Annotated in this window: 18 protein-coding genes; 8 read left to right on the top strand and 10 right to left on the bottom strand. The window is 70.9% G+C overall.

From position 1 onward, the window contains the following. Positions 1-174 precede the first annotated feature (174 nt). The 3 genes from AB0L37_RS35730 to AB0L37_RS35720 are packed head-to-tail and all read left to right on the top strand — an operon-like array spanning position 175 to position 3,730. A complete protein-coding gene (locus AB0L37_RS35730) occupies positions 175-702 on the top strand; it encodes a PadR family transcriptional regulator (protein ID WP_365515365.1) in 528 nt (175 codons plus the stop codon). Continuing rightward, complete coding sequence (locus AB0L37_RS35725; protein WP_365515362.1) at positions 699-1,397, top strand: ABC transporter ATP-binding protein; 699 nt, start codon at positions 699-701, stop codon at positions 1,395-1,397. The genes AB0L37_RS35730 and AB0L37_RS35725 overlap by 4 nt, the downstream gene beginning before the upstream one ends. Continuing rightward, positions 1,394-3,730, top strand: a complete 2,337-nt coding sequence (locus AB0L37_RS35720; RefSeq protein ID WP_365515359.1) for an FtsX-like permease family protein — start codon at positions 1,394-1,396, stop codon at positions 3,728-3,730. Before AB0L37_RS35725 ends, AB0L37_RS35720 begins: the two co-directional genes overlap by 4 nt. A 40-nt stretch (positions 3,731-3,770) precedes the next feature. Here the strand turns inward: AB0L37_RS35720 and AB0L37_RS35715 are convergent, their stop codons facing one another. The 4 genes from AB0L37_RS35715 to AB0L37_RS35700 form a co-directional block, all read right to left on the bottom strand. Then, positions 3,771-4,199: a hypothetical protein gene (locus AB0L37_RS35715; RefSeq protein ID WP_365515356.1), complete on the bottom strand. Its 429-nt coding sequence runs from the start codon at positions 4,197-4,199 to the stop codon at positions 3,771-3,773. A gap of 4 nt (positions 4,200-4,203) precedes the next feature. Beyond that, positions 4,204-4,590 (bottom strand): roadblock/LC7 domain-containing protein, encoded by a 387-nt coding sequence (locus tag AB0L37_RS35710; RefSeq protein ID WP_365515353.1) that lies wholly within the window; start codon positions 4,588-4,590, stop codon positions 4,204-4,206. A gap of 61 nt (positions 4,591-4,651) precedes the next feature. Next, the gene (locus tag AB0L37_RS35705; RefSeq protein ID WP_365515350.1) at positions 4,652-5,506 is read right to left on the bottom strand and encodes a MarR family transcriptional regulator; all 855 of its coding nucleotides are present in this window, start codon (positions 5,504-5,506) and stop codon (positions 4,652-4,654) included. A gap of 178 nt (positions 5,507-5,684) precedes the next feature. Then, complete coding sequence (locus AB0L37_RS35700) at positions 5,685-6,662, bottom strand: LysR substrate-binding domain-containing protein (protein WP_365515347.1); 978 nt, start codon at positions 6,660-6,662, stop codon at positions 5,685-5,687. 135 nt (positions 6,663-6,797) lie between these two features. Here AB0L37_RS35700 and AB0L37_RS35695 point away from each other — a divergent pair, with 135 nt between their 5' ends. Both AB0L37_RS35695 and AB0L37_RS35690 read left to right on the top strand, forming a co-directional pair. Next, positions 6,798-7,352 (top strand): peroxiredoxin, encoded by a 555-nt coding sequence (locus AB0L37_RS35695; protein ID WP_030265371.1) that lies wholly within the window; start codon positions 6,798-6,800, stop codon positions 7,350-7,352. A gap of 15 nt (positions 7,353-7,367) precedes the next feature. Beyond that, positions 7,368-7,898: an alkyl hydroperoxide reductase gene (locus AB0L37_RS35690; protein WP_365515344.1), complete on the top strand. Its 531-nt coding sequence runs from the start codon at positions 7,368-7,370 to the stop codon at positions 7,896-7,898. A gap of 81 nt (positions 7,899-7,979) precedes the next feature. On the opposite strand, the gene AB0L37_RS35685 is transcribed toward AB0L37_RS35690, so the two are convergent. From AB0L37_RS35685 to AB0L37_RS35670, 4 genes are all read right to left on the bottom strand, one after another. Next, on the bottom strand, positions 7,980-9,305 hold the full coding sequence (locus AB0L37_RS35685; RefSeq protein WP_365515341.1) for an AI-2E family transporter: 1,326 nt from the start codon (positions 9,303-9,305) through the stop codon (positions 7,980-7,982). A 136-nt stretch (positions 9,306-9,441) separates the two neighbouring features. Further along, on the bottom strand, positions 9,442-10,173 hold the full coding sequence (locus AB0L37_RS35680) for a lytic transglycosylase domain-containing protein (protein ID WP_365515339.1): 732 nt from the start codon (positions 10,171-10,173) through the stop codon (positions 9,442-9,444). Between the two features lie 390 nt (positions 10,174-10,563). Continuing rightward, positions 10,564-11,883: a PhoH family protein gene (locus AB0L37_RS35675; RefSeq protein ID WP_365515336.1), complete on the bottom strand. Its 1,320-nt coding sequence runs from the start codon at positions 11,881-11,883 to the stop codon at positions 10,564-10,566. Between the two features lie 313 nt (positions 11,884-12,196). Further along, positions 12,197-12,970, bottom strand: a complete 774-nt coding sequence (locus tag AB0L37_RS35670) for an isoprenyl transferase (protein WP_365515333.1) — start codon at positions 12,968-12,970, stop codon at positions 12,197-12,199. Positions 12,971-13,079: 109 nt separating this feature from the next. Here AB0L37_RS35670 and mgrA point away from each other — a divergent pair, with 109 nt between their 5' ends. Further along, on the top strand, positions 13,080-14,117 hold the full coding sequence (gene mgrA, locus AB0L37_RS35665) for an L-glyceraldehyde 3-phosphate reductase (RefSeq protein ID WP_365515330.1): 1,038 nt from the start codon (positions 13,080-13,082) through the stop codon (positions 14,115-14,117). 523 nt (positions 14,118-14,640) lie between these two features. Here the strand turns inward: mgrA and AB0L37_RS35660 are convergent. Beyond that, complete coding sequence (locus AB0L37_RS35660) at positions 14,641-16,590, bottom strand: heavy metal translocating P-type ATPase (RefSeq protein ID WP_365515327.1); 1,950 nt, start codon at positions 16,588-16,590, stop codon at positions 14,641-14,643. A 79-nt stretch (positions 16,591-16,669) separates the two neighbouring features. Here AB0L37_RS35660 and AB0L37_RS35655 point away from each other — a divergent pair, with 79 nt between their 5' ends. Then, a complete protein-coding gene (locus AB0L37_RS35655; protein ID WP_365515324.1) occupies positions 16,670-17,020 on the top strand; it encodes a metalloregulator ArsR/SmtB family transcription factor in 351 nt (116 codons plus the stop codon). Between the two features lie 16 nt (positions 17,021-17,036). Here AB0L37_RS35655 and AB0L37_RS35650 read toward each other — a convergent pair whose 3' ends face one another. Continuing rightward, positions 17,037-17,846 carry a class I SAM-dependent methyltransferase gene (locus AB0L37_RS35650; RefSeq protein WP_365515321.1) on the bottom strand — a complete coding sequence of 270 codons (810 nt, stop codon included), beginning with the start codon at positions 17,844-17,846 and terminating at the stop codon, positions 17,037-17,039. Positions 17,847-17,975: 129 nt separating this feature from the next. On the opposite strand from AB0L37_RS35650, the gene AB0L37_RS35645 reads away from it, so the two are divergent. Then, positions 17,976-18,488, top strand: coding sequence for a DinB family protein (locus AB0L37_RS35645; protein ID WP_365515319.1), 513 nt, complete (start codon positions 17,976-17,978; stop codon positions 18,486-18,488). Positions 18,489-18,578: the final 90 nt, after the last annotated feature.

Here is an 18,578-nt window from a genome sequence, read left to right as displayed (position 1 = left end):
CCTGCTGTACGCGGCGGTGGAGGGGCACTCCCCGTTCCGCCAGGACACCCCGCTCGGCACCTTGCGGGCGGTCGTCGACGACGAATTGCCGGGGAACTGCGCGACCAGCCCCCACCGAAGCCGCGGACGACCGTCTATACACCCCGCGTATACACACGGTGTACAGTCACCCCCATGTCCATCGGCCACGCCCTCCTCGGGCTCCTCGAATCCGGCCCCCGGCACGGATACGACCTGAAGCGCACCTTCGACGAGACGTTCGGGCACGACAAGCCACTGCACTACGGGCAGGTCTACTCGACCATGTCCCGCCTCCTGAAGAACGGCCTCGTCGAGGTCGACGGGGTCGAGGCAGGCGGCGGCCCCGAGCGCAAGCGGTACGCGATCACCGACGCCGGCGTCACCGACGTACGGCAGTGGCTCGCGACACCGGAGAAGCCGGAGCCGTACCTCCAGTCGACCCTGTACACCAAGGTCGTCCTGGCTCTGCTGACCGGGCGCGACGCCGCCGAACTGTTGGACACGCAGCGTGCGGAGCACCTGCGTCTGATGCGCACGCTCACCGATCGCAAGCGCAAGGGCGACCTCGCGGACCAGCTGATCTGCGACCACGCCCTGTTCCACCTCGAAGCCGACCTGCGCTGGCTGGAACTGGCCGCCGCGCGCCTCGACAAGCTCGCCGCGGAGGTCCGTCCCTCATGAGCACCGCAACGCCACCCCCCGGTTCCCTGCTCACCGCGACCGATCTCCGTAAGACCTACGGGCCCACGCCCGCCCTCGACGGCGCCTCCTTCTCCGTGCACCCGGGCGAGATCGTCGCCGTGATGGGCCCCTCGGGCTCGGGCAAGTCGACGCTGCTGCACTGCCTCGCCGGGATCGTCACGCCCGACTCCGGCACGGTCCTGTACGACGGCCGCGACCTGGCCGGGATGTCCGACGCGGAGCGCAGCGCCCTGCGCCGCGGCGAGTTCGGCTTCGTCTTCCAATTCGGCCAGCTCGTACCGGAGTTGACGTGCCTGGAGAACGTCGCGCTGCCCCTGCGGCTGAACGGCGTCAAGCGCAAGGAGGCCGAGCGCCGGGCCGCCGCGCAGTTGGAGCGCCTCGAGGTCGACGACCTGGCCGCCAAGCGCCCCGGTGAGATATCCGGTGGCCAGGGGCAGCGCGTCGCCGTCGCCCGTTCGCTGGTCACGAACCCGCGCGTGCTCTTCGCCGACGAGCCCACCGGCGCCCTCGACTCGCTCAACGGCGAACGCGTCATGGAACTGCTCACCGAGGCCGCGCGCGGGGCCAACGCCGCCGTCGTCCTCGTCACGCACGAGGCCCGCGTCGCCGCCTACTCCGACCGCGAGGTCGTCGTGCGCGACGGCAGGTCCCGTGACATGGAGTTCGTCCGATGATCCTGCGCGACCTCGGTCTCGGCATCCGGTTCGCGGCCTCCGGCGGCCGCGAGGGCTGGATCCGTACCCTGCTCACCGCCGTGGGCGTGGGCCTCGGCGTGGCCCTGCTGCTCGGCGCCGCGTCCGTGCCGACGTTCCTGCACGAGCGCGATGTGCGGGGCGACGCCCGGCACTTGGGCGTCGGCACGGAGGACCGGCTGAAGCCCGGCGACGACACGATGCTCGCCCTCGACGCCTCCTCCGACTTCCGCGACGACACGGTCGGCGGCTATCTGCTGCGCCCCGAGGGTGCGCACCCGCCGGTGCCGCCCGGGGTCGCGAAGCTGCCGGGCCCGGGTGAGATGGTCGTCTCCCCCGCCCTGCGCGACCTGCTCGACTCCCCCGCGGGCGCGCTCCTCAAGGAGCGCTACGACTACCGCGTGATCGGCACGATCGGCGACGCGGGCCTGAACGACCCCTTCGAGCTGTATCTCTACGCGGGCAGCTCGACCCTCACCGACGGCCCGTCCGTCGCGCGTCTGGATCACTTCGGGATGAGTTACGGGGAGGCGCCGCTCGACCCGGTCCTCATCGTGCTCGTCGTCCTGGCCTGCGTCGTCCTGCTCGTACCGGTCGCCATCTTCATCGCGACGGCCGTACGGTTCGGCGGCGAGCGCCGCGACAAGCGGCTCGCCGCGCTGCGCCTGGTGGGCGCGGACGCGCGGATGACGCGGCGGACCGCCGCGGGCGAGGCCCTGTTCGGCACTCTGCTCGGCCTCGTGCTGGGTGTCGCCTTCTTCCTCGCCGGGCGCCAACTGCTCGGCGTCGTACAGATCTGGCGGCTCTCCGCGTTCCCGTCGGACTTCGCGCCGGTGCCCGCGCTCGCGGCGCTGATCCTGGTGGCCGTGCCGGTCGCGGCGGTCGCGGTCACGGTGCTCGCGCTGCGCACCGTGACGATCGAGCCGCTGGGCGTCGTGCGCAGCGGCCGCACGCGGGGCCGCCGCCTGTGGTGGCGGCTGCCCGTGCCCGTCGCCGGCGCGCTGCTGCTGCTCACGTCGGGCTCGGCCCAGACGGCGGACACCCTCGGCGTCATCCGCATCTCGGCCGGTATCGGGCTCACCCTGATCGGTCTCGTCCTGGTCCTCCCATGGGTGGTGGAGGCGACGGTACGCCGCTTGCGCGGTGGCCCGGTCCCCTACCAACTGGGCGTACGCCGCCTGCAGTTGAGCAGCAACGGCGCCAGCCGTGCCGTCGCGGGGATCACGATCGCGGTGGCGGGCGGCATCGCCCTTCAGATGTTCACCGTCGGCATCAACGACGACTTCTCCAAGACGACGGGCGAGGACCCCCGGCGGGCCCAGATCGGCACCGTGGCGAGCGCCCGCGACGGCGTCCTCGCCCAGGGGACGGTCGACGACTTCCGGGCGACCGAGGGCGTCAAGAGCGTCATCGGCACGGTCGACACCTGGGCGAGCCCGGTCGGCGCGAAGCCGAACGGCGACGGCTTCACGCCGAGCGTCCCGCTCTCCGTCGGTACCTGCGCCTCGCTGCGCGAACTGGCGCACCTGCCCTCGTGCACGGACGGCGACGTCTTCCGGGTGACCGGGAGCGACGACCCCGAACTCGACGCCCGGCTGAAGAAACTCGCCCCGGCCGGCGCCCGCCTCAGCGTCGACGACGCGAGCGACTACGACCCCGACGCCCCGGCCCCGACCCGGTGGACGCTCCCCGAGAACGCCCGGCACGCCGAGGCGCGGCGCGACCCGGGCGGCACGTTCTTCGGCGGCATCCTGGCCACGCCCGCCGCGTTCGACGTGAAGACGGTGCACAACGCGTCGACGTCGACGCAGATCCAGGTCGACGAGAGCGTGCCGGACGCCTTCGAGCACGTACGCAACACCGCCTACCGGATCGATCCGAGCATGCGCGTGTGGACGTACCGGGCCACCGAGCGCGACACCGAGTACGCGAGCATCCGCCGGGGCCTGTTCACCGCCGCGGCCCTGACCATGGCGCTCATCGCGGCGTCCATGCTCGTCTCGCAGATCGAGCAACTCCGTGAGCGCAGGCGCCTGTTGTCGGTCCTCGTCGCTTACGGGACCCGCCGCTCGACGCTGGCCTGGTCGGTGCTGTGGCAGACGGCGATCCCGGTCGCCCTCGGACTCGCGGTCGCGATCACGGGCGGACTCGGCCTCGGCTGGCTGATGCTGCGCATGGTCCACAAGCCGGTGACCGACTGGCTGCTGTTCCTGCCGCTGACCGGGGTGGGCGCGGCGGCGATCGCGGCCGTCACCCTGCTGAGCCTGCCGCCGCTGTACCGCCTGATGCGGCCGGAGGGCCTGCGCACGGAGTAGCGCGGGCTCCCCGGCCGGTTCACGGGTGACGGGTCACGGATCAGAGGCTGTACTCCCGTACGACACGGCGCACCTGGGCGACCAGCATGCCCACGTTCACCGACTTGCGGCACACCGTCACGGCGACGATGTCCTGCTGCTCGGTCAGGCGGACGAACAAGTGGGTGATGTTGTCGCTGTTGACGAGGATCTCCTGGAAGAAGTGGTTCTCGTGCTCCTGGCCGCGCCGCTCCTTCCAGACGTCCTCGATCATCAGGACGGTGCGGCCCTGGAAGAGGTCCAGGGTCGCGCCGGCCAGCAGGTCGAGGACCTCGGCCGGATGGTTGTCGACGGTCTCGTAGGCGAGGAGCATGCCGGTCGACATGTCGACGACACCGGAGGCGACGCAGTCGGGGGCCTCGGTGCGCAAGGACTTGACCATGCTGACGACCTGGTCGGAGAAGCTGGCGTTCAGGCGCTTGGTGGCCATGCGGTCACACTCCCTCGGGGGTCTTCGCGGCGAGGATCGCCTCGATCCGGTCGAGGGCGGGGCGGGCCGCCGCGTGCAGGCGCTCCACGTCCAGGCCCTCGTCGCCGAGCACGACCATGAGGGCGGTGTCGCCGACCGCGTAGAAGGCGGCGCAGCCCTGGCTGCCGTACGTCACCGTCCGGCGCAGCGAGCCGCGGGAGGTCAGCTCGGCGGTGCGCCGGGCGAGGCCGAGCCCGGCCGCGGCGACGGCGGCGAGGCCTTCCTGGTCGATGGAGTCGGCGGTGTCGGCCGCGATGAGCAGCCCGTCCGCCGCCGCCACCGCGGTGTCGGTGATACCGGGCACCTGCTCGCGCAGGCCGCGCATTTCGAGCGCGAGTGCGTTGTGGTCCATGAGCTCAACCCCCCGGATGCGCGAGGCATCCGATCGTCACTGTGTGTTCGGACTCTTGTGCTCAACTCGCCCGGCCGGGGCGCGTGTTGAGGGTGTCGTTGATGCCACTGGCGCCGGGGCTCCGGCGCGGCAGGTCGTCCGGTTCCTCCCTGGGCACGGGCAGCGCCCGCAGGCGGCGCCGCACCACCCCGGGACGTACGCCCGGCAGCCGGACCGGCGCGGGCGCGGGAGCGCACTCCAGGAGCCCCTCGGCCAGCATCCGGGCCATCTCGACCGTGACGGCGTACACGCCGCGTCCGGTGCGGAAGGCGAGGTCGCGGGCGGTGCGGCGGCCGTCGGCGTGGGCGAGCAGTTCGCGCCGCAGCGGGGTGAGCCCGGCGGCGCCCGCGACCGGCCGCGGGCGCTCCCGGTCGGGGCGGACGGAGTACGGGAGTTCGGTGAGGGCGAGCACCTGCCCCGCCGCGTCCTGCAACAGGCGTCCGGGCACCTCGCCCACCGGCGACGGGGCGGCGGGGTCGGCCGCGCCGGCGCGCTCGCAGTCCGCGACGCGGCCCGCGATGATCGCGAACGCCGCGTCCCGCATCGCGAGCAGGCAGACCACCCGCAGTTGTGCGGCCCCGGCGTACCCGTGGGCGATCAGTTCGGCGGCCGGCCAGCGCGATCCACCGGCCTCACCGACGAGTCCGGCCCACTGCCCGTCGCTCACCCGGCCGGAGCGCAGCAGCAGCGTCTCGGGCCCGGGGGCGCCCGGGCTCTCCACCGCGACGACCAGTCCGCCGCGCAGATACAGGGTGCCGCCGGGACTCCCGGCGACCCGTACCCGCCCGGTGAACTCCTCGTGCCCGCAGGCGATCAGGGTCTGGGCCAGCAGATCGCAGCCGGCCTGGCCGAGCGGCCCCCATCCGTCCCACCGCATGCCCGGCATCGCACCCCCCGGCATTTCGTACTGACGCCTGATGCGTCGCACTCAAGGGGCATGTTGTATCAGCCACGGCACGCGGTTTCGTGGCGCATTTCCTACCTGCCTCTACCTGACGCGAGTTGTCTCTCCGCACAGCACAACTGCCAGTGTCCGGGGCATATTTGACCGCTTGTCAGATGCTCGCCGAGCCGCCGGACAGCACCCGCACGGGCAGCGGCCGCAACGCCTCGCGCAGCGCCTCGGCCAGCTCTTCGTACTCCGTGGCCCGCGCGGCGCCGGTCCGCATGGCGAGGGCGACCCGGCGCGTGGGCGCGGGCTCGGCGAAGGAACCGGTGAGCAGCTGGGAGCTGCGGGCCGTCTCGACACGCAGCGCCGTACGGGGCAGCAGCGTGCACCCGAGCCCGCCCGCGACGAGCTGCACCAGCGTGGAGAGCCCGGCCGCGGTCGTCGTCACGTCGACGTCGTCGCGCCCCGCCTCGCGGCAGATGTCGAGCGCCTGGTCGCGCAGGCAGTGCCCCTCGTCGAGGAGCAGCAGGTTCAGCTCGCGCAGCGCCTCGCGCGGGATGCCCTCCCGGCCGCCGAGCCAGTGGTCGAGCGGCGTGACGAGCACGAAGTCCTCGTCGAACAAAGGGAGTTCGGTGACGCCGGGCACCCCGAGCGGCACCGCGAGCAGCAGCAGGTCGAGCCGTCCGGCGCCGAGCCCCTCGATCAGCGACGAGGTCTGCTCCTCGTGCACCTGGAGATCCAGATCGGGGTACTTCTCGTGGACGAGGCGCAGCACGGTCGGCAGCAGATACGGCGCGACGGTCGGGATCACCCCGAGCCGCAGCGCCCCGGTGAACGGCGCGCGCACCGCCTCGGCCTCGTCCATGAGCGCGCCGACCTCGCCGAGCACGGCCTTGGCCCGCACCGCGATCCTGGCCCCGGCGGGCGAGAGCAGCACTTTTCTCGTCGTACGCTCGACAAGGGTCACCCCGAGCGCGTCCTCCAGGGCCGAGACGGCGCCCGACAGGGCGGGCTGGCTCATCCCGATCGCGGCGGCGGCATCGCGGAAGTGCAGATGCTCCGCGACCGCGGCGAACGCCCGCAACTGCGCCAGGCTCGGCTGCCTGCGCCGCCCGCCTGCGGGCTTCCCACTCTGTACGGCCACTGATAGCCACCTCCGATCAACACGACCGAGTCTAGCTATTTCCGTAATCAATGCACTCTGTGCCACGATCACTCACAGTCCAACCCAAGGAAAGACCCCCCAAAAGGGGATGTTTCCAAGCTGCAAGGAGTGCGTGTGCTCACTGTCGGTGACAAGTTCCCCGAGTTCGACCTGACTGCCTGTGTCTCGCTGGAGAAGGGCAAGGAGTTCGAGCAGATCAACCACAAGACCTACGAGGGCAAGTGGAAGATCGTCTTCGCGTGGCCCAAGGACTTCACCTTCGTGTGCCCCACCGAGATCGCCGCGTTCGGCAAGCTGAACGAGGAGTTCGCCGACCGTGACGCGCAGATCCTCGGCTTCTCCGGCGACTCCGAGTTCGTGCACCACGCCTGGCGCAAGGACCACCCGGACCTGACCGACCTGCCCTTCCCGATGCTGGCCGACTCGAAGCACGAGCTCATGCGTGACCTCGGCATCGAGGGCGAGGACGGCTTCGCGCAGCGCGCCGTCTTCATCGTCGACCAGAACAACGAGATCCAGTTCACGATGGTGACCGCCGGCTCCGTCGGCCGTAACCCCAAGGAGGTCCTCCGGGTCCTCGACGCGCTGCAGACGGACGAGCTCTGCCCGTGCAACTGGAGCAAGGGCGACGAGACCCTCGACCCGGTCGCGCTGCTCTCCGGCGAGTGAACGGAGCCTTCTGACATGGCACTTGACGAACTGAAGTCCGCGATACCGGACTACGCCAAGGACCTGAAGCTCAACCTGGGCTCGGTCATCGGCAACTCGGACCTCCCGGCGCAGCAGCTGTGGGGCACGGTCCTCGCGACCGCCATCGCCTCCCGCTCGCCGCGCGTCCTGCGCGAGCTGGCGCCCGAGGCCGAGGCGAACCTGTCGCCGGAGGCGTTCAAGGCCGCGAAGTCGGCCGCCGCCATCATGTCGATGAACAACGTCTTCTACCGCACGCGTCACCTGCTCTCCGACGAGGAGTACGGGACGATGCGCGCGGGTCTGCGGATGAACGTCATCGGCAACCCGGGCGTCGACAAGGTCGACTTCGAGCTGTGGTCGTTCGCGGTCTCCGCGATCAACGGCTGCGGGATGTGCCTCGACTCGCACGAGCAGGTGCTCCGCAAGGCCGGCGTCGAGCGTGACGTCGTCCAGGAGGCGTTCAAGATCGCCTCCGTCATCCAGGCCGTCGCCGTCACGGTCGACGCGGAGGATGTCCTGGCGTAAGCCGCACATGCGAAAGCCGGGGCCGATTCGTTCGGCCCCGGCTTTCGCATGTCCCCAGGGCTTTGCCCCGGACCCCGCTCCTCAATCTCCGGAGGGGCTTGAGTGTGGATCCACCGGCGCCACGTCCACGGCGGTCGCCCCCCGAGGGGCCGGCGCCTGCCTGATGGACGCCTCCCGCGACCAGGCCCGCAGATACACGACCACCGTGTTGGTCACGGCGACGAGCGGCACCGCCACCACCGCCCCGCCGATCCCCGACACCATCCCGCCCGCGGCGACGGACAGGACCACCGCGAGCGGATGCACCCGCACCGCGCGGCCGAGGATGAACGGCTGGAGGATGTGCCCCTCGATCTGCTGCACGGCGAGCACGACGACGAGCACCATGACCGCCGCGAACACCCCCTGCGTCACCAGCGCGACGACGACGGCGAGCGCCCCGGAGACCACGGCACCGACCAGCGGGATGAACGCGAACAGGAAGATGAAGACGGCCAGCGGTACGGCCATGGGGACACCGAGGAAGAAGATCCCGAGCCCGATGAAGATGGCGTCGATCAGCGCCACTATCACCGTCCCCCGGACGTACGCCGTCAGCGTGCGCCAGGCCCGCGGCCCCGCGCCCGCGATGCCCGGACGGGCCTGCGCGGGGACGAGCTTGAGCGTCCACTCCCAGATGCGCCGGCCGTCGTAGAGCAGGAAGAGGGTCGAGAACATCGTCAGGAGGATGCCCGTCATCGCCTCGACGATGACGGTGACGCCCTCCAGGCCCGCGGACGTGATCGAGTCCGTGTTGGCGCCGATCGCCTCGCGCAGCGACTTCGCGATGTCGTTGATCTGGTTGTCGGTGACGTGGAACGGGCTGTTGAGGAGCCACTTCCTGAGCTCGTCGATGCCGTCCTGGACCTGGTCGGAGAGGTTGTCGATGTTCTCCTGGACCTGCCAGACGACGAACCAGCCGACGAGCCCCATGATGACGAAGCCGAGGATGGCGGTCAGTGCCGTCGCGAGGCCCCGGGGCACACCGCGGCGGCGCAGCCTGGCCACCGTCGGCTGCAACAGCGCGGTGATGAGCAGCGCCGCGACGAACGCGAACACCACCAGCTGCACCGAGCTGATGATTTTCATCAGGACCCAGACGGTGCCCGCGAGGACGAGCAGACGCCAGCCGGCCTCGGCGGCGACCCGAAGTCCCCACGGCACGGCGGCGACCGGCTCGGGCCGGGGCGCCACGGCCGGTGCGTACGCGGGCGGCGCCGGCACGTGGTCCTGCGCCGACTCGTCCGAACTCATCCGGCCCGCCTCCACGTCGGACTCGTCGTCCTCTGCGCGGCGCTCCTCGAGGCGCTCGCCCACCTTGCTGATCCCGGCGCCGACTCGGCCGAGCCAGCCTGGAACACGCGACATGATCCGTCCTCTTCGTTCCCCCGTGCGCACTCACCACTCCCCCCGGAGCCGTGGACAAGACCGTACATCGAGAAGCGGCGAAAGCCCCCCACCGTAGGACGGTGAGGGGCTTCGCAAGGTTGAGAACCGAGCCGGCTCAGTACCAGTGGTTGGCCTGCCAGAAGGACCAGGCCTCGCACGGGCTGCCGTAGCGGCTGTCCATGTAGTTGAGGCCCCACTTGATCTGGGTGGCCGGGTTGGTCTGCCAGTCGGCGCCCGCCGTCGAGTACTTGGAGGCGGGCAGTGCCTGGAAGAGACCGTACGCACCGGAGGAGGCGTTGACCGCCTTGTAGTTCCAGCTGGACTCGTGGTCCACGATGTTGCTGAAGCACTGGAACTGACCGGACGGCACCATCTGGCGCGCCATCGCCTGGATCTGCGAGACGGAGTACGAGGACTGCGTCGAGAAGCTGGAGGCGTCGCGCGTCGCGGAACGGCTCGCGGCTTCCTTCTTCGCCTCTGCGCGCTCCTTGGCCTCACGCTCCGCCTTCTCCTTGGCGGCCTGCGCGTCCTTCTGCTTGGCGATCGCGTCCTCGGCGGCCTTCTTACGGGCTGCTTCCTCGGCGGACTTCTGGGCCGCGTTGTCGGCCGCGATGGCCTGCGTCTGTGCCTGCTGAGTCAGCGACGCGGTCTGAACCTGCGCCTGCTGACCGGCAGGTATGTCGGCGAGGAGGGTCGCGTCGCCTGCCGTGGCCTCTGCCTCGTTCGAGGGCTGAGCGGTGCTGCCCGAGGCAACACCCACGACGGCGCCGACTGTGGTGACCGCGGTGGCCGAAGCCACTGCGAATCCCCGGACCGAAATCCGGCTCACACGGTTTCCTTCCAGCATCGCCCGCTCTGGTGTGACCCCTCGCGGACGCAATCGTGCCCCTGACACTGGCCTCCCAACTGACGGGTCACGGGAGGCACGGGCCCGGTGGGCAACTCCCGCTGGGAGAGCGCCGCGTGGTGCTCGGGCGGCATACGACGACCTCTATGAAGTTCAGATGCAACCGGGGCTGCGGTGGTGCATGTCCGCTGAGGGGACACAAGTGTCGTATGCGGGGCCTGACAGGACCGTGACTCTGCCGCATGCGAACGCCGCAAGGCAATTCTGCGCTGCGTGGGATACGTCACACCCCGTTTGCCCCAAGGGATTTGAGGAAACGAGCACGCGCCAAGACGCCGCCCGGCTAAGCTCTCTCGCTTTGCCGGACGGCGCCAATTCGGATGAAACGGCCTAGATTTGGCCGTCTTCCAGCATTTCGGTCACCAGGGCCGCGATCTGCGACCGCTCCGACCGCGTGAGCGTGACGTGCGCGAACAGCGGATGCCCCTTCAGCTTCTCGACGACCGCGACGACACCGTCGTAGCGGCCGACCCGAAGGTTGTCGCGCTGGGCGACGTCATGGGTGAGGACAACCCGGGAGTTCGCCCCGATACGGGACAGAACGGTCAACAGGACGTTCCGCTCCAGGGATTGGGCCTCGTCCACGATCACGAAGGCGTCGTGCAGCGAACGCCCCCGGATGTGCGTGAGGGGCAGCACCTCCAGCATCCCGCGCGCGGTGATCTCCTCGATCACCTCGCGCGACGTGACGGACGACAGGGTGTCGAAGACCGCCTGCGCCCACGGCCCCATCTTCTCGGCCTCGCTGCCCGGCAGATAGCCGAGCTCCTGCCCGCCCACCGCGTACAGCGGACGGAAGACCATCACCTTCTGGTGCTGGCGTCGCTCCAACACCGCTTCCAGGCCCGCGCAGAGCGCGAGCGCGGACTTTCCGGTGCCGGCCCTGCCGCCCATCGAGATGATGCCGACGTCCGGGTCGAGGAGCAGATCCAGCGCGATCCGCTGCTCGGCGCTGCGCCCCTTGAGGCCGAACGCCTCCCGATCGCCGCGCACCAGGCGGACGTTGCCCTCCGGCGTGACACGGCCGAGGGCCTTGCCGCGCTCGGAGTGGATCGTCAGGCCCGTGTGCACGGGAAGCTCGGCGGCCTCCGGTACGTACACGCTGTCTTCCTCGAAGAGGAGGTCGACCTGTTCGGCGGGGAGGGTCAGTTCGGACATTCCGGTCCAGCCGGAGTCCGTGATGGCCAGTTCGGCGCGGTACTCCTCGGCGAGGAGACCGACCGACGAGGCCTTGATCCTGAGCGGCAGATCCTTCGACACGACGGTGACGTCGTATCCCTCGGCCTGCAGATTGCGCGCGACCGCGAGGATGCGCGAATCGTTGTCGCCCAGGCGGTAACCCGAGGGCAGGACGCTGGGGTCGGAGTGGTTGAGCTCGACGCGCAGCGTGCCACCCAGCTCCCCGGTGGGGATCGGGGCGTCCAGACGTCCGAAGCGGATGCGGTAGTCGTCGAGCAGGCGCAGGGCCTGCCGGGCGAAGTACCCCAGCTCCGGATGATGCCGCTTGGCCTCCAACTCCGTGACGACGACGACAGGAAGGACCACTTCGTGTTCGTCGAATCGGGTCATGGCGTTCGGATCGGCCAGCAGGACGCTGGTGTCGAGAACATAGGTGCGCCGGTCGGGCTGGCGCTTGTTGCTGGTCACCACGGAAGGACGTACCCCCTCGGATGAGGTCGGGGAGCGACGGAGGGTTCTGGGCCGGTCAACGGCCCCCGTGCGCGGGCCGAGAACCGGCCCTCCAAGTCGTCATCCGTACCCGTCGGCGTACGGTCGTCCTGGTGCAAAGGGCCTCCCGGGCGGACGGCCCCGAGCCGCCCGCTGAGATCCGGCATCCGTGGTTCGGACACCGGCCTGGAAGGCTTATTCCCTCGAACACGCGCAGCCATGCCAGGGCATATGACGACGCGTGCGTTAACTCCTGATGACCAGTGTTCCGCGGTGACTCGGCGTCAGCCGCTCGTCAGCCGCCGAATCTGCGGCCGCGGGCCGCGTAGTCGCGCAGCGCGCGCAGGAAGTCGACCTTCCGGAAGGCCGGCCAGAAGACGTCGCAGAAGTAGTACTCGGAGTGGGCCGTCTGCCACAGCATGAAGCCCGAGAGGCGCTGCTCGCCGCTGGTGCGGATGACGAGGTCCGGGTCCGGCTGCGCGCTGGTGTAGAGGTGCTTGCCGATGAGGTCGATGTCGACGGCCTCGGCGACCGCTTCGAGGGACTCGCCCTTGTCGGCGGCGTCGAGGAGCATCGAGCGGACGGCGTCGGCGATCTCCTGGCGGCCGCCGTAGCCGATCGCGACGTTGACGAGTATCCCGTCGACGTGGGCGGTGGCCTCGTCGGCCTCCTTGAGGACGGTCTGGAGCCCCGACGGGAGGATGTCGGTGGCGCCGACGTGGTGCACGCGCCAGCGGCCGTCGGCGGCCAGCGAGCGGACGGTGTCCTCGATGATGCGCAGCAGCGGGACCAGCTCCTCCTGGGGCCGATCGAAGTTGTCCGTCGAGAGCAGCCAGAGCGTGACGACCTCGACGTCCGTCTCGCTGCACCAGCCGAGGAACTCCTCGATCTTGTCCGCGCCCGCCTGGTGGCCCTGGGCGGTGGTGGATCCGGCGGCCTTCGCCCAGCGCCGGTTGCCATCCATGATGACCCCGATGTGCTTGGGCACCTGGTCATGGTCCAGGTGGCCTTCCACCCGGCGCGCGTACAGCCTGACCAGCAGGCCGCGCAGCCTGTCGCGCAGGTTCACGGTCTTTTTGCCCCTCCGTGCAGATGGCGGTCCCCGAAGGCGAAAGCCTACCGCCGTGAGACGGGGCCTCGGCTGTGGGGTGTCAGTGCACTGACGTAGCTTCGTACCCATGAACGACACCTCTCCTTATGTCGCCGCCTCCGACCGGTACGACTCCATGGAGTACCGGCGCACCGGCCGCAGCGGCCTGAAGCTGCCCGCGATCTCGCTCGGCCTGTGGCACAACTTCGGGGACGACCGCACCCTCGGCTCCCAGCGCGCGATCCTGCGCCGCGCCTTCGACCTGGGCGTCACCCACTTCGACCTGGCGAACAACTACGGACCGCCGCCCGGTTCGGCCGAGTTGAACTTCGGCAAGATCTTCGCCCAGGACTTCGCCCCGTACCGGGACGAGCTGATCCTCTCGACGAAGGCCGGCTACCTGATGCACCCCGGCCCGTACGGCGAGTGGGGCAGCCGCAAGTACCTGATGTCGTCGCTCGACGCGTCGCTGAAGCGCATGGGTGTGGACTACGTCGACATCTTCTACTCGCACCGCTTCGACCCCGAGACGCCGCTCGAGGAGACGATGGGAGCGCTCGCATCGGCGGTCCAGCAGGGCAAGGCGCTGTACGTGGGTGTGTCCTCGTACACCAGTGAGCAGACGGCCGAGGCGGCCCGCCTGCTGAAGGAGATGGGCGTTCCGGCCCTCATCCACCAGCCCTCGTACTCGATGATCAACCGCTGGACCGAGGACGACGGGCTGCTCGACACCCTGGAGGCGGCCGGCATGGGCTGCATCTCCTTCGTGCCGCTCGCGCAGGGCCTGCTCACGGGCAAGTACCTGAAGGGCATCCCGGAGGGCTCGCGCGCGACGCAGGGCAAGTCCCTCGACCCCAACCTGCTGAGCGACGAGGTCGTGCGCCGGCTGAACGGCCTGAACGACATCGCCGAGCGGCGCGGCCAGTCCCTCGCGCAGCTCGCGCTCACCTGGGTGCTGCGGGACGAGCGGATGACGTCGGCCCTGATCGGCGCCTCCAGCGTGCAGCAGCTGGAGGAGAACGTGGCGGCGCTCGCGGCCCCGAAGCTGACCGCCGATGAGCTGACCGAAATCGACTCGTTCGCCGTCTCGACGCCCGGCACGAACATCTGGGCCGGGCGGAGCTGATCCACAGATCAGGCGGCAGCCCCGCGACCGGGGCTTTGTACGGACAAAAAAACGGGCCGGTCCGTGGGGGGGAGACGGACCGGCCCGAGGGGGGGTTTCCACCATAACCCTTCGTAAGTGATGCTGCGCGCATCGGCGTGCCACAACTACTCTCCGGAATCGCCCGGCGACTCCGGGAGGTAGGTTTCCGGCCGCCTCACAGCGGGCCCACAGGCAGCTTCGGCCTCGTGTTCACGGCGGCGCCGCCGGGGGTCCGGCATCCCTCTCCCGTGTCATGCACGCGGTTGACGCACCGCTTCACCCGTGCGGCGCGGCCGCAGATATGGCGCATTCGATTCGGGCCCGAACGGGCGGGACGGCGTGCGGCACCGCGCAGCCCCCTCCACTGCGCGGTACCGCCGCGCAGCTTTGCTCACGCGAATTGCCGTTGGTCTGAACTTACGTGAGGTTTACGTGCGGATCGAGTGCGCATCGATAACGATGCGGAATCGGTTGCCCAGGGCTGCCACCCGGGTGCGGGCGGTCACCCCGTCCAGGCGCGCTCGCGCAGCAGCCGCAGGCCGTTGAGGCCCACCAGGACGGTGGAGCCCTCGTGCCCGGCGACGCCAAGCGGCAGCGGAAGGTGTCCGGCCAGGTCCCAGACCACCAGGCCGGCGATGAAGACCCCGGCGATGACGAGGTTCTGCACGACGAGCCTGCGGGCCCGGCGGGAGAGGGCGACCGTCCGCTCCAGGGCGGGCAGTTCGTCGCGCACGAGGACGGCGTCCGCGGTCTCCAGGGCCAGGTCGGAGCCGCCGCGGCCCATGGCCACACCGGTGTGCGCCGCGGCGAGCGCGGGGGCGTCGTTGACCCCGTCGCCGACCAGCAGGACGTGGTGGCCGCGAGCGGCGAGACCTTGGACGAGCTCGGCCTTGTCGTGGGGCAGCAGGCCCGCGTGGACGTCGCCGGGGGCGATGCCGGTGGCCCGGGCGACGGCGTGCGCGGCCGGTGCGTTGTCGCCGGTCAGCAGGAGCGGGGCCGTGGTGGTGAGGGACGTGAGGGCGCGGGTCGCCTCGGCCGCCGTCGGGCGGAGGCGGTCGGTGAGGGTGAGGTGGCCGGCGGGGACGCCGTCGACCGTGACGGCCACGTGGGTGCCGGGGGCGTCCGGGGCGGGAAGTCCCAGCTGGTGCGGGGAGCCCGCCGTGACCTCGTACGCCGTGTCGCCGTCGGCCAGGACGGTCGCGGTGACGCCCTTGCCGGGGAGCGACGCGAAGGTCTTCACGGGGTGCGGGGCGAGGCCCCGCTCCCCCGCCGCCGCCAGGATCGCCCGGCCCACGGGGTGCTCGCTGCGCTGTTCCGCCGAGGCGGCCAGGGTCAGCAACTCGGTCTCGCCGTACGGGGATTGCGGGGCGACCGTCGCCACGCGCGGGGCGCCCTCGGTCAGGGTGCCCGTCTTGTCGAAGGCGACGGTGTCGGTGCGGCCGATGCGTTCCATCACCACGGCCGACTTGATCAGGACTCCGTGGCGGCCCGCGTTCGCGATCGCCGACAGCAACGGCGGCATCGTCGCGAGCACGACGGCGCACGGCGAGGCCACGATCATGAAGGTCATCGCGCGCAGCAGGGCGTCCGTGAGCGCGTCGCCGAGGGCGAGCGGGACGAGGAAGACGGCGAGGGTGGCGGCGACCATGCCGAGGGCGTAGCGCTGCTCGATCCGCTCGATGAAGAGCTGGGTCGGCGCCTTGGTGCGGGTCGCCTCCTCGACGAGGGCGACGATGCGGGCGATGACGGTGTCGGCGGGGTCGCGCTCGACGCGGACGCGCAGCGCGCCGGTGCCGTTGAGCGTGCCGGCGAAGACCTCGTCGCCCTCGGCCTTGGGTACGGGCAGGGGTTCGCCGGTGATCGTGGCCTGGTCGACGTCGCCGGCACCGTCGAGGACGCGGGCATCCGCGCCGACGCGCTCGCCGGGGCGGATCAACAGGACGTCGCCGATGGCGAGTTCGGACGTGTCGACCGTCTCCTCGGAGCCGTCGGGGCGCAGCCGGACGGCCGTCGGCGGGGCCAGGTCGAGCAGTCCGCGGACGCTGTCCTCGGTGCGGGCGGTGGCGAGGGCCTCCAGGGCGCCGGAGGTCGCGAAGATCACGATGAGCAGGGCGCCGTCCATGACCTGGCCGATGGCGGCGGCGCCGAGGGCGGCCACGATCATCAGCAGGTCGACGTCGAGGGTCTTCTCGCGCAGCGCCTTCAGGCCTTCGAGGGCGGGCTCCCAGCCGCCGGCCGCGTACGCGATCACGTACAGCGGGCCCCACAACCAGGCGGTGGCGCCGAGGAGTTGGAGCGGGAGCGCCAGGAGGAAGGCGACTGTCGCGGCCGCCGCCCAGCGGGCTTCGGGGAGGGCGAGCAGCGGGGTGCGGGCGCGGCGCGCGGGAGTCGCGGGCGCCTGGACCTGCGGGGCGGACGGGGCGGGCGGGGTGACAGGCGTGCGGACGGACATGCGGCCACGATACAGGAACACATGAAGACCTCTTCATGCATGCCATGAGAGAGGGGTCCGTGCTGGCTACGATGGGGTCATGGGTCACGGGATCGACGAGAAGAGCAGCACCCGCGAGCGGCTCGAGGCCGTGGGCGCGGCCGACGTCGCCGCCACACTCCAGGCGCTCGCCACGCCGTCGCGGCTGCGGATCCTGGCCCGGCTCCAGGAAGGCCCCTGCGCGGTCGGCGAACTCGCCGAGGCCGCCGGGCTCGAACAGTCCGCGTGCTCGCACCAGCTGCGGCTGCTGCGCAACCTCGGCCTGGTCAGCGGTGAGCGCAAGGGCCGCTCGATCGTCTACGCGCTGTACGACCACCACGTCGCGCAACTCCTCGACCAGGCACTGTTCCATGTGGAGCACCTGCGGCTCGGGCTGCGCGACGACACGTAGTTCCCTCTTCCGCGTTCTACGAGAGGGGCTTGCGGGCCTCGATCAGGTGGCGGGTGCTGTGCGCCACGAACGGGCCCTCCTTCTCCATCTGCGCGTGCAGGGCGCGGAGTTGGGGCTCGTACGCCTCGACGGTGAAGCCCGGGACCATCCAGACGACCTTGCGCAGGAAGTGGACGACGGCCCCGATGTCGTAGAACTCGATGCGCAGCCGCTCGGCGCGCAGGTCGACGATCTCCAGGCCCGCCTCCTCGGCCCTCGCGCGCTCGGCCCGCGGGTCGCGGCCGCGGCGCACCTCCTCCGGCTGCGGGCCGAGGAAGTACTCGACGACCTCGAACACGCTGCTGGGGCCCACGTGTTGGGCGACGTACGTGCCGCCGGGGCGCAGCACGCGCGCGATCTCCGGGAACGGGGGCTTGACCGGGTGGCGGGCCGTGACCAGGTCGAAGGCGCCCTCGGCGAAGGGCAGCGGGGCGTCGGACGGGGACGCGACGACGACCACGCCGCGCGGGGCGAGCAGACGCGTGGCCTTCTCGACGTTCGGGGGCCAGCCCTCGGTCGCGGCCATCAGGGGCGGCAGCTTCGGGGCGAGGTTCAGGACCTCGCCGCCGCCGGTGTCGAGGTCGAGCGCGGAGTGCACGCGGCCGAGGCGCTCCCCCATCAGGCGCGCGTAGCCCCATGAGGGGCGCTGTTCGGTGGCGCGGCCCTCGAACCAGGAGAAGTCCCAGCCGTCCGTGGGTGCGGCGACGGCTTCGGCGACGAGGTCCTCGTAGGGGCGGCCGGTGTGGGTGGGGCGATGCTCGGGGGTGGGGTGATCGGCGCTGGTCATGGGGGAAATGGTGACAGGGGGGCGGGGCCGGGTTCATCTCCTTTTGCGACGGGCGCCGGCGCGGGCGTTGTCCGTGGGCGCTGCTACTTTTCATGGGACCGGATCATGCGGAACGACGGGGGAGACAGCATGGGCACGGAGCGGATCAGGCACGTCCCGTACAAGGGCGGCGAGAAGGAGAGCCTGCACGTCGCGCTCGACCGGCACCGGGACGTCGCCGTATGGAAGCTGGCCGGCCTCGACGAGGAGCAGGCGCGGCGCCCGCTGACCCCGTCGGGGACGAACCTGCTCGGTCTGGTGAAGCATCTGGCGACGGTCGAGTACGGCTGGTTCTGCGAGGCGTTCGGGCGGGAGAGCGAGCCCTTGTGGTTCGACCCGTACGAGGGTGAGGACATGGCCCCCGCGGACGGCGAGACCACGGCGGACATCCTGGCCTTCTTCGCCCGGGCGCGCGCCGCGGCCGACCTGGCCGTGGCCGAACTCGACCTGGAGACGGTCGGCACGGCGTGGGACGGGCGGAAGGTGTCGCTGCGCTGGGTGCTGGTGCACATGGTGGAGGAGACCGCACGGCACGCGGGCCACATGGACATCCTGCGCGAGCTGATCGACGGGGCCACGGGGGGCTTCCCGGAGCGCGCCTAGGGCAGCCCTGGGGGTGGCCCCCGGGTCGATTCGGGGGAAGTCCCCTCTTCCGTAGACCCCAGGGGGCGCACGTACCCTTGGCGGACCCCA

Source organism: Streptomyces sp. NPDC052225 (assembly GCF_040679615.1).
Taxonomy (GTDB): Bacteria; Actinomycetota; Actinomycetes; order Streptomycetales; family Streptomycetaceae; genus Streptomyces.
Note: the sequence above shows the minus strand (reverse complement) of the source record. Positions and strands in the feature narration are given on the sequence as shown.

Coding starts and splice junctions, on each gene's coding strand:
- AB0L37_RS35730 (WP_365515365.1), top strand. CDS start 175: ATGTCCATCGGCCACGCCCTCCTCGGGCTCCTCGAATCCGGCCCCCGG.
- AB0L37_RS35725 (WP_365515362.1), top strand. CDS start 699: ATGAGCACCGCAACGCCACCCCCCGGTTCCCTGCTCACCGCGACCGAT.
- AB0L37_RS35720 (WP_365515359.1), top strand. CDS start 1,394: ATGATCCTGCGCGACCTCGGTCTCGGCATCCGGTTCGCGGCCTCCGGC.
- AB0L37_RS35715 (WP_365515356.1), bottom strand. CDS start 4,199: ATGGCCACCAAGCGCCTGAACGCCAGCTTCTCCGACCAGGTCGTCAGC.
- AB0L37_RS35710 (WP_365515353.1), bottom strand. CDS start 4,590: ATGGACCACAACGCACTCGCGCTCGAAATGCGCGGCCTGCGCGAGCAG.
- AB0L37_RS35705 (WP_365515350.1), bottom strand. CDS start 5,506: ATGCGGTGGGACGGATGGGGGCCGCTCGGCCAGGCCGGCTGCGATCTG.
- AB0L37_RS35690 (WP_365515344.1), top strand. CDS start 7,368: ATGGCACTTGACGAACTGAAGTCCGCGATACCGGACTACGCCAAGGAC.
- AB0L37_RS35685 (WP_365515341.1), bottom strand. CDS start 9,305: ATGTCGCGTGTTCCAGGCTGGCTCGGCCGAGTCGGCGCCGGGATCAGC.
- AB0L37_RS35680 (WP_365515339.1), bottom strand. CDS start 10,173: ATGCTGGAAGGAAACCGTGTGAGCCGGATTTCGGTCCGGGGATTCGCA.
- mgrA (WP_365515330.1), top strand. CDS start 13,080: ATGAACGACACCTCTCCTTATGTCGCCGCCTCCGACCGGTACGACTCC.
- AB0L37_RS35660 (WP_365515327.1), bottom strand. CDS start 16,590: ATGTCCGTCCGCACGCCTGTCACCCCGCCCGCCCCGTCCGCCCCGCAG.
- AB0L37_RS35655 (WP_365515324.1), top strand. CDS start 16,670: ATGGGTCACGGGATCGACGAGAAGAGCAGCACCCGCGAGCGGCTCGAG.
- AB0L37_RS35650 (WP_365515321.1), bottom strand. CDS start 17,846: ATGACCAGCGCCGATCACCCCACCCCCGAGCATCGCCCCACCCACACC.
- AB0L37_RS35645 (WP_365515319.1), top strand. CDS start 17,976: ATGGGCACGGAGCGGATCAGGCACGTCCCGTACAAGGGCGGCGAGAAG.